Raw genomic sequence first — 15262 nt, 5'->3', positions numbered from 1 at the left:
TAATTTTCTCATTAACCGCAGCATACACTCTGGAGTCGACTCCAGAGTCAAGCGTTATTTAGATATACAATGAACGCACGATCAGGAAATGCCCGGCAAAGTAACAGGCGGACGAAATCGCATTATCCGCGCGGAAGCGGCGGCGATAGTGGCTGCCCAGCCAGACGATATTGCCGATTAACAGCAGCGCCGCGCCGAAGAACGCGGACATCGCCTGAGATGTCGGGCGGAAGAACCACAGTTCACCGGCCAGCCACACCATCACCAGCGTCATGGCGATAAACGTGCATACCGGCAGACGCATCTCTTCCAGACGCGACCAGATCACCGCAATCAGCAGCGCGCCAATCACCAGCAGCACCAGCGGCAGCGGCCAGAAGAAGGAGAGCGTCATCTGGCTGGCAAAGTAGATGGTATACAGCAGATGGGAGAGGAAAAATGCCCCCACGGCATACAGCAGGCGCTGACGCGGCAGCAGGGTTAAGGCATCACCAATCAGGGAGGCACACAGCCCGGCGAGGACCAGATAGCTGATGGCGTTAAACATCGGAGCCTGCCAGGCGAGCAGCAGAAGCAACAGCAACGTGACGGGTTTAAACAACCAGCGCTGCCAGGCTGGACCGCGATAGGACGCATCGACATAAAGCCATGCGGAAAAACAGACAGCGATAAATGACCAAAGCATATTAACTCCCTGTAACTGTTGAGGCTGAATAATCAGTTTCTGATCCAGTGTAGTGACGCGAGCGGGCGTTTGGCAATGCCGGGGCAGGCGAGGTATCCTGAATTCCGCATAATCTGATGGGATTTTTCAATGAGCAAGATGCCGCTGTTTTTCATTATCGTGGTGGCGATTATCGTCATTGCCGCCTCGTTTCGCTTCGTGCAGCAGCGCCGCGAAAAGGCGGACAACGACGCCGCGCCGCTGATGCAAAAGCGCGTAGTGGTGGCGAACAAACGCGAGAAACCGCTTAACGACCGCCGCTCTCGCCAGCAGCAGGTGACGCCTGCGGGCACCGGCATGCGCTATGAAGCCAGCTTTAAACCGGAAACCGGCGGTCTGGAGATGACCTTCCGCCTGGAGGCGCAGCAATACCATCAGCTGACGGTGGGAGAGAAAGGCACGCTGAGCTATAAAGGGTCGCGGTTTGTAGGTTTTAGGGCTGAATAATGCGCGATCGGTCCCCTCTCCCAGTGGGAGAGGGTTAGGGTGAGGGCATCACACCGCACCTTACTTCTTCACCTGCGCCTTAAACTTCTTCATCCACACCAGCAGTTCAAACACGCCGAAAATAAACACCCGCAGCTGCTGCCAGCCGGTCATCGGCGGGCCATCTTTCGGCAGGCCGTTTTTCAGCATCACCATCTGCAGGGCGTGCATGAACGAGGTGAAAATCAGCGCCACGTTAACAAAGATGTTCAACGGGCGCGGGAACGGGTGCACCAGATTCAAAATCAAAAATGCCCAGACGCCCAGCATCAGCAAGCGTCCCAGGTTAATCAGTACCGGCATCGGATCCTCCTTGTGCCTGACGGTGATACAGACGATAAACCACCTGGCCTGCGACCTTTTCGCGGTGCAGATCCCAGTGAACGGGAACGGGTGGCAGGCCGTTTTCCACTTCGCTTTCTACATAAATCAGCGCGTCATCCGCCAGCCAGCCATTGTGCTCCAGCAGGGATAACGTCTCTTCCAGCAACCCCTTGCGGAACGGCGGGTCGACAAAGACCACGTTATGCGGCGTACCCTGCTGCGCGAGGAAGCTCAGCGTATTGGTGTTGACCACTTTCGCGTTCGTCGCCTTCAGCGTCGCCAGATTTTGCTGCAGCGTCTGCGCAACGCCGCGCTCCATCTCCAGCAGCGTGGCGCTGGCGGCGTAGCGCGACAGCGCCTCCAGCCCTAAGGCACCGCTTCCGGCGAAGCAGTCCAGGCAGTGGGCGTCTACCATTGATGGGGCAAGCCAGTTAAACAGCGTCTCGCGAACGCGGTCGGTTGTAGGGCGTAAACCGGGGCTGTCCGGCACCGGTAATTTCCGGCCTCGCCACTGACCGCCGATAATGCGAATTTGACCGGCCGGGGCGCGGGTGGGTTTCTTCATCTCTGGAAAGCTCTGTTAACCATAGCCCTGCGATTGCGGGCGGTGATGTCAATTAAGTAAAGTGTTAGACTATTTCATCATTTTTTTAGCTTCCCTGTATATAGCGCCGCGAGGAGTGTAGTCGCAGATGGCAAAACAAAAAAAACGTGGCTTCTTTTCCTGGTTGGGTTTCGGTGAAAAAGAGCAAGAAACAGAACAGAAAACCGAAGAGCAACAGGTTGTAGAAGAGCAGTCACAGCCTGAAACGCCTGTCGAAACCGCTGCGGTTGTCGAAGCGGAAGAACCAGCGCACAGCAAAGAAGAGATTGGATCCTTTGCTGAAGAGGTGGTTGAGGTCACTGAGCAGGTTCAGGAGAGCGAGAAGCCAGAGCCGGTTATCGTAGAAACCCTTACCGAAGCGCCGCAGGCCGCTATCGAACACGAAGCGCTGCCGCTGCCCGAAGAGGTTAAAGCTGAAGAGGTTTCTGCCGAAGAGTGGCAGGCTGAAGCGGAAACCGTTGAAATCGTTGAGGCGGTGGAAGAAGAGGCGGCACTTGAGCCAGAGCTGACCGACGAAGAGCTGGAAGCTCAGGCGCTGGCGGCGGAAGCGGCTGAAGAAGCGGTAATCGTCGTGCCGGTGGAAGAGCAGGCCGAAGAAGAGATCGTTCAGGAGCAGGAAAAACCGACCAAAGAAGGTTTCTTCGCGCGCCTGAAGCGCAGCCTGCTCAAAACCAAAGAAAACTTAGGTTCCGGATTTATCAGTCTTTTCCGCGGCAAGAAGATCGACGACGATCTGTTTGAAGAGCTGGAAGAGCAACTGCTGATTGCGGACGTGGGCGTGGAAACTACCCGTAAGATCATCGCCAACCTGACCGAAGGGGCGAGCCGCAAACAGCTGCGCGACGCCGAGGCGCTGTACGGCCTGCTGAAAGACGAGATGGGTGAAATTCTCGCAAAAGTTGACGAACCGCTTAATATTGAAGGCAAAACGCCATTTGTTATTCTGATGGTTGGCGTTAACGGCGTGGGTAAAACCACCACCATCGGCAAGCTGGCGCGCCAGTTTGAGCAGCAGGGCAAATCGGTGATGCTGGCGGCTGGCGATACCTTCCGTGCGGCAGCGGTTGAGCAGCTCCAGGTGTGGGGCCAGCGCAACAACATTCCGGTGATTGCCCAGCACACCGGCGCGGATTCCGCATCCGTGATTTTCGACGCCATCCAGGCGGCGAAGTCGCGCAACGTGGACGTGCTGATTGCTGACACCGCAGGGCGTTTGCAAAACAAATCGCACCTGATGGAAGAGCTGAAGAAAATCGTTCGCGTCATGAAGAAGCTGGACGAAGATGCACCGCATGAAATTATGCTGACTATCGACGCCAGCACCGGGCAGAACGCCATTAGCCAGGCGAAGCTGTTCCATGAAGCGGTAGGGCTGACGGGGATCACGCTGACCAAACTGGACGGCACCGCGAAAGGCGGGGTGATCTTCTCCGTGGCCGACCAGTTCGGCATTCCTATCCGCTACATCGGTGTGGGCGAGCGTATTGAGGATTTGCGTCCGTTTAAGGCGGACGACTTTATTGAGGCATTATTTGCCCGAGAGGACTAACAATGATTCGCTTTGAACACGTCAGCAAGGCCTATCTCGGTGGGAGACAAGCGCTGCAGGGGGTGACGTTCCACCTGCAGCCAGGCGAGATGGCATTCCTGACCGGCCATTCCGGCGCGGGGAAAAGTACCCTGCTCAAGCTTATCTGTGGGATCGAACGGCCAAGCGCCGGGAAAATCTGGTTCAGCGGCCACGAAATTAGCCGTCTGAAAAACCGTGAAGTGCCGTTTCTGCGTCGTCAGATCGGCATGATTTTCCAGGATCACCACCTGCTGATGGATCGCACCGTTTTCGATAACGTGGCGATCCCGCTGATTATTGCCGGCGCCAGCTATGACGATATCCGCCGTCGCGTCTCTGCGGCGCTGGACAAGGTCGGGCTGCTGGACAAAGCGAAGAACTTCCCGATCCAGCTTTCCGGCGGTGAACAGCAGCGCGTGGGCATCGCCCGCGCGGTGGTGAACAAGCCTGCCGTACTGCTGGCGGATGAACCGACCGGTAATCTGGACGATGCCCTGTCCGAAGGGATTTTGCGTCTGTTTGAGGAATTCAACCGCGTAGGGGTAACGGTACTGATGGCGACGCACGACATGGGGCTGATTTCCCGTCGTTCGTACCGCATGCTGACCCTGAGCGACGGGCATTTGCACGGAGGCCACGGTGAACAAGCGTGATGCAATGAACCAGATTCGGCAGTTCGGGAACCGGTTCGACCGTTTCCGTAAGCCGCAGGGCGGCGGTGACGGCAATCGTAATGCGCCTAAGCGCCAGAAAGCGGCGCCGAAACCGGCCTCCCGCAAGACCAACGTGTTTAACGAACAGGTGCGCTACGCCTTCCACGGCGCGCTGCAGGATCTGAAAAGCAAACCGCTGGCGACGTTCCTGACGGTGATGGTGATTGCCATCTCCCTGACGCTGCCAAGCGTCTGCTACATGGTCTATAAGAACGTCAACCAGGCGGCGTCGCAGTATTACCCGTCACCGCAGATCACCGTTTATCTGGATAAAGCGCTCGACGATAACGCGGCGGCGCAGGTGGTCGGGCAAATCCAGGCCGAGCAGGGCGTGGAGAAGGTGAATTATCTCTCCCGTGAAGAAGCATTGGGCGAGTTCCGTAACTGGTCAGGCTTTGGCGGCGCGCTGGACATGCTGGAAGAGAACCCGCTGCCCGCCGTGGCGGTGGTGATCCCGAAGCTGGATTTCCAGGGTACCGATTCGCTCAACACCCTGCGCGACCGCATCACACGCATCAACGGGATTGATGAAGTGCGCATGGACGACAGCTGGTTTGCCCGTCTTGCGGCGCTGACCGGGCTGGTGGGGCGCGTGTCGGCGATGATCGGCGTGCTGATGGTGGCGGCGGTGTTCCTCGTCATCGGTAACAGCGTGCGTCTGAGCATCTTTGCGCGTCGCGATACCATCAACGTGCAAAAACTGATTGGCGCAACGGATGGTTTCATCCTGCGTCCGTTCCTCTACGGTGGCGCACTGCTCGGTTTCTCCGGCGCATTTCTTTCACTGATATTGTCAGAAATTTTGGTGATGCGGCTTTCGTCTGCCGTCACAGAAGTGGCGCAGGTTTTCGGAACTAAGTTTGATATCAGTGGCTTAGGCTTCGATGAATGCCTTCTGTTGCTGCTGGTGTGCTCCATGATCGGCTGGATTGCCGCATGGCTGGCAACGGTTCAACATTTACGCCACTTTACTCCCGACTAATAAAAGCGTGATATAATCTTTCCCTGCACCGAGATGTTCGCTCTGCAGGGAAAGCGTCCCTGTTGTCTCTTCCCCTGTTATCATCTCCATGTCACATTTTGTGCGTAATTTATTCACCGTTGCACCTGGAACTTGTGGATAAAATCACTGTCTGATAAAAGAGTGAATGCTAATCTCGTTGCTCAAACGCTTTGGCATGGTTGTTGCCTGACGGGGACAGCCTGGACCAGAAGAAACATTGAGAGGAATGAATGACCAAAGAAATGCAAACTTTAGCTTTAGCCCCTGTTGGTAACCTGGAATCTTACATCCGGGCTGCGAACACCTGGCCGATGTTAACGGCCGAGGAAGAAAAGGAGCTTGCTGAAAAGCTGCATTACCAGGGCGATCTGGAAGCAGCGAAAAAGCTGATCCTGTCTCACCTGCGCTTTGTTGTTCACATTGCTCGTAACTATGCGGGCTATGGCCTGCCGCAGGCGGACTTGATTCAGGAAGGTAACATCGGCCTGATGAAGGCTGTACGTCGCTTTAACCCGGAAGTGGGCGTGCGACTGGTCTCCTTCGCCGTACACTGGATCAAAGCAGAAATTCATGAATACGTGCTGCGCAACTGGCGTATCGTGAAAGTCGCCACGACAAAAGCGCAACGTAAGCTGTTCTTCAACCTGCGTAAAACCAAGCAGCGTCTGGGCTGGTTCAATCAGGATGAAGTGGAAATGGTGGCGCGCGAGCTGGGTGTATCCAGCAAAGACGTCCGTGAGATGGAATCCCGTATGGCCGCGCAGGACATGACCTTTGATATGTCCTCCGACGACGACGCATCTGACAGCCAGCCGATGGCACCGGTTCTGTATCTGCAGGATAAAACCTCTAACTTTGCCGACGGCATTGAAGAGGACAACTGGGAAGATCAGGCCGCGAACAAGCTGACCCATGCGATGGAAGGCCTCGACGAGCGTAGCCAGGACATTATCCGCGCCCGCTGGCTGGACGAAGACAACAAGTCCACGCTGCAGGAGCTGGCCGACCGCTACGGCGTTTCTGCTGAACGTGTCCGTCAGCTTGAAAAGAACGCCATGAAAAAACTTCGCGCTGCTATCGAAGCGTAATTACCGCGAAGTACACCGAGAGCCCTCGAATGCAAATTCGGGGGTTTTGTTTTTTTAGCGCCCGCTCTGGCGAATTTCTCCCCCCTGGCAAACACTTACTGATGCGCTAAGCAGGCGATTTTCTCAGGGGGTCAGGGTGAAAAATAACGAACTGAACGACCGGCGTTTACAGGCAACGCCGCGCGGCATCGGCGTGATGTGTAACTTCTATGCTGATAAAGCCGAAAACGCCACGGTGTGGGACGTGGAAGGCAATGAGTACATCGATTTCGCCGCCGGGATCGCGGTGCTGAATACTGGCCATCGCCATCCCAAAGTTATCTCCGCTATCGAAAAACAACTCCACGCTTTTACCCACACGGCCTACCAGATTGTGCCGTATGAGGGCTATGTGGCGCTTGCCGAGCGCATAAACCAGCGCGTGCCGATTAACGGCCCGGCCAAAACCGCCTTCTTCTCGACGGGTGCTGAAGCGGTCGAAAACGCGGTCAAAATTGCCCGCGCGTATACCAGACGCCCCGGCCTTATCACCTTCGGCGGCGCGTTCCACGGGCGCACCTTTATGACCATGGCGCTGACCGGTAAGGTCGCGCCGTACAAGCTGGGTTTCGGCCCGTTCCCCGGTTCGGTATACCACGCTCAATTCCCTGACGATCTGCACGGCATCAGCACGGCGGAAGCATTAAAAAGCCTGGAGCGCATCTTTAAGGCGGATATCGCCCCAGACCAGGTGGCGGCCATTATTCTCGAACCGGTTCAGGGAGAGGGCGGGTTCAACATTGCGCCCGCTGATTTTATGCAGGCGCTGCGCGCCCTGTGCGATACCCACGGAATTTTGCTGATTGCCGACGAGGTGCAAAGCGGCTTCGCCCGCACCGGCAAGCTGTTCTCGATGGAACACCACTGCGTGAAGCCGGACCTGATCACCATGGCAAAAAGCCTCGCGGGCGGGATGCCGCTCTCAGCGGTATCGGGCCGCGCCGAGGTGATGGACGCGCCTGCACCTGGCGGTCTGGGCGGTACCTACGCAGGTAACCCGCTGGCGATTGCCGCGGCGCACGCGGTGCTGGACGTGATTGATGAGGAAGATCTCTGCACGCGCTCGGCGCACCTCGGCCATCATCTGGTAGAAGTGCTCAACAAAGCGAAGGAAAACTGTCCGTTCATCGCCGACATCCGTGCCCAGGGCTCGATGGTCGCGGTGGAGTTTAACGATCCGCAATCCGGGCAACCGTCGCCGGAATTCACCCGTCAGGTGCAGGAGCGCGCGTTGAACGAAGGGCTGCTGCTCCTGAGCTGCGGCGTTTACGGCAACGTGATCCGCTTCCTTTATCCGCTTACCATCCCCGAAGCGCAGTTCCGCAAAGCGCTGGACATTATCTCCGCGTCGCTGACACGTTAAAGCCACCAGCCCGGCGGTAAATCCTGTCGGGCTTATCATATATTCATTTCAAATTAGCTATTCCAAAATCATAAAAATGGGGTATGTTTTAGCAGAGTATGCTGAAAAAGCGCGAACAGCATACCAATAACTGAAATAAAGCGCTGCACAACAACATCACAACAATCGTAATAACCATAATAATGGGGAATCTCAGGATGAACATGAAGGGTAAAGCGTTACTGGCAGGATGTATCGCGTTGGCATTCAGCACCATGGCGCAGGCAGATATTAAAGTGGCCGTGGTGGGCGCAATGTCCGGTCCGGTAGCACAGTACGGCGACCAGGAATTTACGGGCGCAGAACAGGCAGTTGCAGACATTAATGCTAAGGGCGGCATCAAGGGCGAAAAACTGCAGATCGTAAAATACGACGATGCCTGTGACCCGAAGCAAGCGGTCGCGGTGGCGAACAAAGTGGTCAACGACGGCATCAAATACGTTATCGGTCACCTGTGTTCCTCTTCTACTCAGCCCGCGTCTGACATCTATGAAGACGAAGGTATCCTGATGATCACCCCGGCTGCGACCGCACCGGAGCTGACCGCGCGCGGCTACAAGCTGACCCTGCGTACCACCGGTCTGGACTCCGATCAGGGCCCAACGGCGGCTAAGTACATTCTGGAAAAAGTGAAGCCGCAGCGTATCGCGATTGTTCACGATAAACAGCAGTATGGTGAAGGTCTGGCCCGTGCGGTGCAGGACGGTCTGAAAAAAGGCAATGCCAACGTGGTCTTCTTTGACGGGATCACCGCTGGCGAGAAAGACTTCTCCACCCTGGTGGCGCGTCTGAAGAAAGAGAATATCGACTTCGTTTACTACGGCGGCTACCACCCGGAAATGGGCCAGATCCTGCGCCAGGCGCGCGCGGCGGGTCTGAAAACCCAGTTCATGGGCCCGGAAGGCGTGGCGAACGTTTCCCTGTCTAACATCGCGGGTGAATCTGCCGAAGGTCTGCTGGTGACCAAGCCTAAGAACTACGACCAGGTGCCAGCGAACAAACCTATCGTAGATGCCATCAAGGCGAAGAAGCAGGATCCAAGCGGCGCGTTCGTCTGGACCACCTATGCAGCGCTGCAGTCTCTGCAGGCAGGTCTGAATCATTCAGCCGATCCGGCTGAGATTGCCACCTGGCTGAAAGCCAACACGGTGGAAACCGTGATGGGGCCGCTCTCCTGGGACGCGAAGGGCGATCTGAAAGGCTTCGAGTTCGGCGTGTTTGACTGGCATGCCAATGGCACGGCGACAGACGCCAAATAATTTTCCCGTCGCCTTTCGCGCCGCAGGTGCGTTGGCTGCGTTATTCAACCCCGGTCACTTACTTATGTAAGCTCCCGGGGATTTCATAACTTGCCGCCTTCCTGCAACACGAAATGCTTGGGAAAATGCGGCAGATAATGAATGTAGGCCGGGTAAGGCGCAGCCGCCACCCGGCTTTCTTTTAGCGCTTCTCCCACCCGCTCTCCTGCGCCGTAAACCCTAACGCCTGCATAAACGCTGCCATCACGCCGCGGTCTTCCACGCCCACGTCGGCCATCCACCATGAGTTTACGTTCGGGTTTTCGCGGATCACTTCTTCAATTAAATACTGTCCCACACCGCGACGACGGGTCACGTCACGCACGCGCAGCGAGTCCAGCGCTCCCTCCGTGCCGCTCAGGGTCACGCGAACCGCGGCCAGCAGGCGCTCGTTGAAGCGCGCGGCATAAATGCGATGGTTCTCGTCGACATGCAGCGACGAAGGGGAATATTCCGGCCAGATCTTGCCCAGGTCGATATGATCCTGGTCGCTAAAGGTCACCAGACGCACGATAGTCAGTTTCATTAGCAGCTTGTCCAAAGCAAATTGAGTAGAGGCAGTGTACTCAATTTATTCACTCAGCGGCTTCCTCTTTTTATTCTCATTAACCAGGTGATTAGTTTTTTAGCAATGCAATGGGCAGTGTGAAAACACATGGATCGAAAAATAAGCAGAATTTTAACCTGAATGGCAGCGATTTATTCGGCGCTTTGTACCGTTATTTTATGCTGCAAACTGCACTTTTATTTGTTTATCTCTGCCTGATTTCAGAATATTATCTTTCCTTAATCGCCTGAAAAATAGAGATTTTAGTCTGGTTTTTGACAAAAAACTGCGCTAAACCATTAAAGGCACTGGTAAAAATAGCGTTGTTCATTAAAAGTACAGAATGCTTTTTAACCATAATAAAACAAAATATAAACACGACATCACGAATGGGGATTCTGAGATGAAAAGGAACGCGAAGACATTTATCGCGGGAATGGTTGCACTGGCGATCTCGCATGCGGCCATGGCGGAAGAGATTAAAGTTGCGGTAGTCGGTGCGATGTCCGGCCCTGTAGCCCAGTGGGGTGACATGGAGTTTAACGGCGCGCGTCAGGCCATCAAAGACATCAACGCCAAAGGCGGCATCAAGGGCGACAAGCTGGTAGGCGTGGAGTATGACGACGCCTGCGATCCGAAACAGGCCGTTGCAGTCGCCAACAAAATCGTCAACGACGGGATTCAGTACGTCATCGGCCACCTGTGCTCATCCTCCACCCAGCCCGCGTCCGACATCTACGAGGACGAAGGTATTCTGATGATCACTCCGGGCGCCACCAACCCTGAGCTGACGCAGCGCGGCTACCAGCACATCATGCGTACCGCCGGGCTGGACTCCTCCCAGGGGCCAACCGCGGCCAAATACATCCTCGAGACCGTTAAGCCACAGCGTATCGCCATCATTCATGACAAGCAGCAGTACGGCGAAGGTCTGGCGCGCTCCGTGCAGGACGGCCTGAAAAAAGGCGGCGCGAACATCGTCTTCTTCGACGGCATTACCGCAGGCGAAAAAGACTTCTCCGCGCTGATCGCCCGTCTGCAAAAAGAGAACATCGACTTCGTCTACTACGGTGGCTACTACCCGGAAATGGGCCAGATGCTGCGCCAGGCGCGCGCCACCGGTCTGAAAACCCAGTTTATGGGGCCAGAGGGCGTGGGCAACGCCTCTCTGTCAAACATCGCAGGGGATTCTGCCGAAGGCATGCTGGTGACGATGCCAAAACGCTATGACCAGGATCCGGCCAACAAGGCTATCGTGGATGCGCTCAAGGCGCAGAAGAAAGATCCGAGTGGTCCATACGTCTGGATCACTTACGCGGCTGTGCAGTCTCTGGCAACCGCGCTGGAGCGTACCGGCAGCAAAGAGCCGCTGGATCTGGTGAAAGATTTAAAAGCACACGGGGCGAACACCGTGATTGGGCCGCTGAACTGGGATGAGAAAGGCGATCTGAAGGGATTTGAGTTTGGTGTCTTTAAGTGGCACGCCGACGGTTCGTCCTCGGTCGCCAAATAATTATCCCACCGCCCGGCTCACCGGGCGGGTATAAAAAGGTTTGCATATGTCCGAGCAGTTTCTCTACTTTTTGCAGCAGATGTTTAACGGCGTCACGCTGGGAAGCACCTACGCGCTGATCGCCATCGGCTATACGATGGTTTACGGCATTATCGGCATGATCAACTTCGCCCACGGCGAGGTGTACATGATCGGTAGCTACGTCTCCTTTATGATTATCGCCGCGCTGATGATGATGGGCATCGACAGCAGCTGGCTGCTGGTCGCCGCCGGGTTTGTTGGCGCGATCGTGATCGCCAGCGCCTACGGCTGGAGCATTGAGCGCGTGGCCTACCGGCCGGTGCGCAGCTCCAAGCGTCTTATTGCGCTGATTTCCGCGATTGGGATGTCGATCTTCCTGCAAAACTACGTCAGCCTGACCGAAGGTTCGCGCGACGTGGCGCTGCCAAGCCTGTTTAACGGCCAGTGGATTGTGGGGGCCAGCGAAAACTTCTCAGCCTCTATTACCACGATGCAGCTGGTGATCTGGGTCGTGACCTTTGTCGCCATGCTCGCCCTGACCCTGTTCATCCGCTACTCCCGCATGGGACGCGCCTGCCGCGCGTGCGCGGAAGACCTGAAGATGGCGAGCCTGCTCGGCATCAACACCGACCGCGTGATCGCCCTGACCTTCGTGATTGGCGCGGCGATGGCGGCGGTGGCTGGCGTGCTGCTCGGCCAGTTCTACGGCGTAATTAACCCGTACATCGGCTTTATGGCCGGGATGAAAGCCTTCACCGCGGCGGTACTGGGCGGCATCGGCAGTATTCCTGGCGCGATGATTGGCGGCCTGATCCTGGGCGTGGCGGAAGCGCTCTCCTCGGCGTACCTGAGCACCGAATATAAAGACGTGGTGTCGTTTGCCCTGCTGATTCTGGTTCTGCTGGTGATGCCTACCGGTATTCTGGGCCGTCCGGAGGTAGAGAAAGTATGAAACCGATGCATTTTGCAATGGCGCTGCTCTCTGCCGCCATGTTCTTCGTGCTGGCCAGCGTCTTTATGGGCGTCCAGCTTGAGCTGAATGGCACCAAACTCGTTGTCGATACTGCAGCTGATATTCGCTGGCAGTGGGTCTTTATCGGCACCGCCGTGGTGTTCCTGTTCCAGCTGCTGCGCCCGCTGTTCCAGAAAACGCTGAAAAATGTCTCCGGACCGAAATTCGTCCTGCCGGCGATCGACGGTACAACGGTAAAACAGAAGCTGTTCCTCGTGGCGCTGCTGGTGGCTGCCGTGGCGTGGCCGTTTATGGTGTCGCGCGGCACGGTGGACATCGCCACCCTGACCATGATTTATGTGATCCTCGGCCTCGGTCTGAACGTGGTGGTCGGTCTCTCTGGTCTGCTGGTGCTGGGCTACGGCGGTTTCTACGCTATCGGCGCGTACACCTTTGCGCTGCTGAACCACTATTACGGCCTGGGCTTCTGGACCTGCCTGCCGCTGGCGGGGCTGGTCTCTGCCGCCGCAGGCTTCCTGCTCGGCTTCCCGGTGCTGCGCCTGCGCGGTGACTACCTGGCGATTGTGACCTTAGGCTTCGGTGAAATCGTCCGTATCCTGCTGCTCAACAACACCGAAGTGACCGGCGGCCCGAACGGCATCAGCCAGATCCCGAAGCCGACCTTCTTCGGCCTGGAGTTCAGCCGTACCGCCCGCGAAGGCGGCTGGGATACCTTCAGCAATTTCTTTGGCATCAAATATGACCCGTCCGACCGCGTGATCTGGCTCTATCTGGTGGCGCTGCTGCTGGTGGTCATCACCCTGTTCGTGATCAACCGCCTGCTGCGCATGCCGCTGGGCCGAGCGTGGGAAGCGCTGCGCGAAGATGAGATCGCCTGCCGCTCTCTGGGCCTGAACCCGACCCGCATCAAGCTGACCGCGTTCACCATCAGCGCCGCGTTTGCCGGTTTCGCCGGCACGCTGTTCGCCGCGCGCCAGGGCTTCGTCAGCCCCGAGTCGTTCACCTTTGCCGAATCGGCCTTTGTGCTGGCGATTGTGGTACTCGGCGGGATGGGCTCGCAGTTCGCCGTTATCCTCGCGGCCATCCTGCTGGTGGTCTCGCGCGAGCTGATGCGCGACTTTAACGAATACAGCATGCTGATGCTGGGTGGTTTGATGGTGCTGATGATGATCTGGCGTCCGCAGGGTCTGCTGCCGATGACGCGTCCACAGCTGAAGCTTAAGAATGTGGAAGCGAAAGGAGAGCAGGCATGAATCAGCCATTATTATCCGTAAACGGTCTGATGATGCGTTTTGGCGGCCTGCTGGCGGTCAACAACGTGAACCTGGACCTGCATAAAAAAGAGATCGTCTCCCTGATTGGCCCGAACGGCGCGGGGAAAACCACGGTCTTTAACTGCCTGACCGGTTTCTACAAGCCGACGGGCGGCACCATCATGCTGCGCGACCAGCACCTGGAAGGGCTGCCGGGCCAGCAGATTGCCCGCATGGGCGTGGTGCGTACCTTCCAGCACGTGCGCCTGTTCCGCGAGATGACGGTGATTGAGAACCTGCTGGTGGCACAGCATCAGCAGCTGAAAACCGGCCTGTTCTCCGGCCTGCTGAAAACCCCGGCCTTCCGCCGCGCGCAGGAGGAGGCGCTCGATCGTGCCGCCACCTGGCTCGACCGCATCGGCCTGCTGCAGCACGCCAACCGTCAGGCGAGCAACCTGGCCTACGGCGACCAGCGTCGACTGGAGATTGTGCGCTGCATGGTGACCCAGCCGGAGATCCTGATGCTCGACGAACCGGCGGCGGGCCTCAACCCGAAAGAGACCAAAGAGCTGGACGAGCTGATTGCCGAGCTGCGCGATCATCACGACACCACCATCCTGCTGATTGAGCACGACATGAAGCTGGTGATGGGCATTTCGGACCGTATCTACGTGGTAAACCAGGGCACGCCGCTGGCAAACGGCACGCCGGAAGAGATCCGCAACAACCCGGACGTGATCCGCGCATACCTTGGTGAGGCATAAGATGGAAAAAGCGATGTTAACGTTCGACAAGGTCAATGCGCACTACGGCAAGATCCAGGCGCTGCACGACGTCAGCCTGCACATCAATCAGGGTGAAATCGTCACCCTGATTGGCGCCAACGGCGCGGGCAAAACCACGCTGCTCGGCACCCTGTGCGGCGACCCGCGCGCCACCAGCGGGCGGATTGTGTTCGATGGTAAAGACATTACCGACTGGCAGACCGCCAGAATCATGCGTGAGGCGGTGGCGATTGTCCCGGAAGGGCGCCGCGTCTTCTCCCGCATGACGGTGGAAGAGAACCTGGCGATGGGCGGGTTCTTCGCTCACCGCGATGAATACCAGACCCGCATCAAGTGGGTGTACGAACTCTTCCCGCGTCTGTGGGAGCGCCGCATTCAGCGTGCGGGCACCATGTCCGGCGGTGAACAGCAGATGCTGGCGATTGGCCGCGCGCTGATGAGCCAGCCGCGCCTGCTGCTTCTGGACGAGCCGTCGCTCGGTCTGGCACCGATCATCATCCAGCAGATCTTCGACACCATTGAGCAACTGCGTAAAGAGGGGATGACCATCTTCCTCGTCGAGCAGAACGCCAACCAGGCGCTGAAGCTCGCTGACCGTGGCTACGTGCTGGAGAACGGCCGCGTGGTGCTGGAAGACACCGGCGACGCGCTGCTGGCGAACGAAGCGGTGCGGAGCGCGTATCTGGGCGGCTGAGCCGTCTGTATTGCCCGGTGGCGCTACGCTTACCGGGCCTACGGATACCATGTAGGCCGGGTAAGGCGCAGCCGCCACCCGGCTTTTTTTGCATTAACCCCTTCACACAACCATCATCCCCCTGTCCCTTTACTGTCACTTATCTGTAAACAAACAGTTATTTTTCTGTCATTCGAGCATGTCATGTTACCTCGCGAGCATAAAACGCGTGATATCGCGCATCCG

General features: G+C 57.1%; 16 protein-coding genes. 12 read left to right on the top strand and 4 right to left on the bottom strand.

The features are described 5' to 3' along the window. Positions 1 to 58 precede the first annotated feature (58 nt). Positions 59 to 685 carry a lysoplasmalogenase gene (locus IM299_RS16675; RefSeq protein ID WP_028015138.1) on the bottom strand — a complete coding sequence of 209 codons (627 nt, stop codon included), beginning with the start codon at positions 683 to 685 and terminating at the stop codon, positions 59 to 61. Between the two features lie 129 nt (positions 686 to 814). On the opposite strand from IM299_RS16675, the gene IM299_RS16670 reads away from it, so the two are divergent. Continuing rightward, entirely contained in the window at positions 815 to 1171 is a 357-nt protein-coding gene (locus IM299_RS16670) for a DUF2500 domain-containing protein (protein WP_028015139.1), read from the top strand. A 60-nt stretch (positions 1172 to 1231) separates the two neighbouring features. Here IM299_RS16670 and IM299_RS16665 read toward each other — a convergent pair whose 3' ends face one another. Beyond that, the gene (locus IM299_RS16665; protein ID WP_014882110.1) at positions 1232 to 1513 is read right to left on the bottom strand and encodes a DUF1145 family protein; all 282 of its coding nucleotides are present in this window, start codon (positions 1511 to 1513) and stop codon (positions 1232 to 1234) included. Next, positions 1497 to 2099 (bottom strand): 16S rRNA (guanine(966)-N(2))-methyltransferase, encoded by a 603-nt coding sequence (gene rsmD, locus IM299_RS16660; protein WP_193357831.1) that lies wholly within the window; start codon positions 2097 to 2099, stop codon positions 1497 to 1499. Before rsmD ends, IM299_RS16665 begins: the two co-directional genes overlap by 17 nt. A 127-nt stretch (positions 2100 to 2226) precedes the next feature. On the opposite strand from rsmD, the gene ftsY reads away from it, so the two are divergent. From ftsY to livJ, 6 genes are all read left to right on the top strand, one after another. Next, entirely contained in the window at positions 2227 to 3687 is a 1461-nt protein-coding gene (gene ftsY, locus IM299_RS16655; RefSeq protein WP_193357830.1) for a signal recognition particle-docking protein FtsY, read from the top strand. 2 nt (positions 3688 to 3689) lie between these two features. Next, complete coding sequence (gene ftsE, locus IM299_RS16650; RefSeq protein ID WP_003861525.1) at positions 3690 to 4361, top strand: cell division ATP-binding protein FtsE; 672 nt, start codon at positions 3690 to 3692, stop codon at positions 4359 to 4361. Continuing rightward, positions 4348 to 5403 (top strand): permease-like cell division protein FtsX, encoded by a 1056-nt coding sequence (ftsX, locus tag IM299_RS16645; protein ID WP_028015142.1) that lies wholly within the window; start codon positions 4348 to 4350, stop codon positions 5401 to 5403. Before ftsE ends, ftsX begins: the two co-directional genes overlap by 14 nt. Before the next feature lie 251 nt (positions 5404 to 5654). Beyond that, entirely contained in the window at positions 5655 to 6512 is an 858-nt protein-coding gene (gene rpoH / locus IM299_RS16640) for an RNA polymerase sigma factor RpoH (protein ID WP_028015143.1), read from the top strand. A gap of 136 nt (positions 6513 to 6648) precedes the next feature. Beyond that, complete coding sequence (locus IM299_RS16635) at positions 6649 to 7914, top strand: 4-aminobutyrate--2-oxoglutarate transaminase (RefSeq protein ID WP_045260955.1); 1266 nt, start codon at positions 6649 to 6651, stop codon at positions 7912 to 7914. Between the two features lie 197 nt (positions 7915 to 8111). Next, on the top strand, positions 8112 to 9212 hold the full coding sequence (livJ, locus tag IM299_RS16630) for a branched chain amino acid ABC transporter substrate-binding protein LivJ (protein WP_155963374.1): 1101 nt from the start codon (positions 8112 to 8114) through the stop codon (positions 9210 to 9212). 181 nt (positions 9213 to 9393) lie between these two features. Here livJ and panM read toward each other — a convergent pair whose 3' ends face one another. Next, complete coding sequence (gene panM, locus IM299_RS16625; protein ID WP_045631384.1) at positions 9394 to 9777, bottom strand: aspartate 1-decarboxylase autocleavage activator PanM; 384 nt, start codon at positions 9775 to 9777, stop codon at positions 9394 to 9396. A gap of 424 nt (positions 9778 to 10201) precedes the next feature. On the opposite strand from panM, the gene livK reads away from it, so the two are divergent. From livK to livF, 5 genes are read left to right on the top strand one after another with little or no spacing between them, the layout of a single operon-like run. Beyond that, complete coding sequence (livK, locus tag IM299_RS16620; protein ID WP_028015146.1) at positions 10202 to 11311, top strand: high-affinity branched-chain amino acid ABC transporter substrate-binding protein LivK; 1110 nt, start codon at positions 10202 to 10204, stop codon at positions 11309 to 11311. Between the two features lie 46 nt (positions 11312 to 11357). After that, positions 11358 to 12284, top strand: a complete 927-nt coding sequence (gene livH / locus IM299_RS16615) for a high-affinity branched-chain amino acid ABC transporter permease LivH (protein WP_028015147.1) — start codon at positions 11358 to 11360, stop codon at positions 12282 to 12284. Continuing rightward, the gene (locus tag IM299_RS16610; protein WP_045631383.1) at positions 12281 to 13558 is read left to right on the top strand and encodes a high-affinity branched-chain amino acid ABC transporter permease LivM; all 1278 of its coding nucleotides are present in this window, start codon (positions 12281 to 12283) and stop codon (positions 13556 to 13558) included. The genes livH and IM299_RS16610 overlap by 4 nt, the downstream gene beginning before the upstream one ends. After that, positions 13555 to 14322, top strand: coding sequence for a high-affinity branched-chain amino acid ABC transporter ATP-binding protein LivG (gene livG, locus IM299_RS16605; protein WP_193357829.1), 768 nt, complete (start codon positions 13555 to 13557; stop codon positions 14320 to 14322). The genes IM299_RS16610 and livG overlap by 4 nt, the downstream gene beginning before the upstream one ends. Position 14323: 1 nt before the next feature. After that, positions 14324 to 15037, top strand: coding sequence for a high-affinity branched-chain amino acid ABC transporter ATP-binding protein LivF (gene livF / locus IM299_RS16600; protein ID WP_008500102.1), 714 nt, complete (start codon positions 14324 to 14326; stop codon positions 15035 to 15037). Positions 15038 to 15262 lie beyond the last annotated feature (225 nt).

Source organism: Enterobacter cloacae complex sp. P47BA, assembly GCF_014930485.1.
Taxonomy (GTDB): domain Bacteria; phylum Pseudomonadota; class Gammaproteobacteria; order Enterobacterales; family Enterobacteriaceae; genus Enterobacter; species Enterobacter bugandensis.
The sequence above is the reverse complement of the archived record's forward strand: the minus strand, read 5'-3'. Positions and strand labels throughout refer to the sequence as shown.

Excerpts from the sequence above, each read along its gene's own strand:
- IM299_RS16675 (WP_028015138.1), bottom strand. The coding sequence starts at position 685 with ATGCTTTGGTCATTTATCGCTGTCTGTTTTTCCGCATGGCTTTATGTC.
- IM299_RS16670 (WP_028015139.1), top strand. The coding sequence starts at position 815 with ATGAGCAAGATGCCGCTGTTTTTCATTATCGTGGTGGCGATTATCGTC.
- IM299_RS16665 (WP_014882110.1), bottom strand. The coding sequence starts at position 1,513 with ATGCCGGTACTGATTAACCTGGGACGCTTGCTGATGCTGGGCGTCTGG.
- rsmD (WP_193357831.1), bottom strand. The coding sequence starts at position 2,099 with ATGAAGAAACCCACCCGCGCCCCGGCCGGTCAAATTCGCATTATCGGC.
- ftsY (WP_193357830.1), top strand. The coding sequence starts at position 2,227 with ATGGCAAAACAAAAAAAACGTGGCTTCTTTTCCTGGTTGGGTTTCGGT.
- ftsE (WP_003861525.1), top strand. The coding sequence starts at position 3,690 with ATGATTCGCTTTGAACACGTCAGCAAGGCCTATCTCGGTGGGAGACAA.
- rpoH (WP_028015143.1), top strand. The coding sequence starts at position 5,655 with ATGACCAAAGAAATGCAAACTTTAGCTTTAGCCCCTGTTGGTAACCTG.
- livJ (WP_155963374.1), top strand. The coding sequence starts at position 8,112 with ATGAACATGAAGGGTAAAGCGTTACTGGCAGGATGTATCGCGTTGGCA.
- panM (WP_045631384.1), bottom strand. The coding sequence starts at position 9,777 with ATGAAACTGACTATCGTGCGTCTGGTGACCTTTAGCGACCAGGATCAT.
- livK (WP_028015146.1), top strand. The coding sequence starts at position 10,202 with ATGAAAAGGAACGCGAAGACATTTATCGCGGGAATGGTTGCACTGGCG.
- livH (WP_028015147.1), top strand. The coding sequence starts at position 11,358 with ATGTCCGAGCAGTTTCTCTACTTTTTGCAGCAGATGTTTAACGGCGTC.
- IM299_RS16610 (WP_045631383.1), top strand. The coding sequence starts at position 12,281 with ATGAAACCGATGCATTTTGCAATGGCGCTGCTCTCTGCCGCCATGTTC.
- livG (WP_193357829.1), top strand. The coding sequence starts at position 13,555 with ATGAATCAGCCATTATTATCCGTAAACGGTCTGATGATGCGTTTTGGC.
- livF (WP_008500102.1), top strand. The coding sequence starts at position 14,324 with ATGGAAAAAGCGATGTTAACGTTCGACAAGGTCAATGCGCACTACGGC.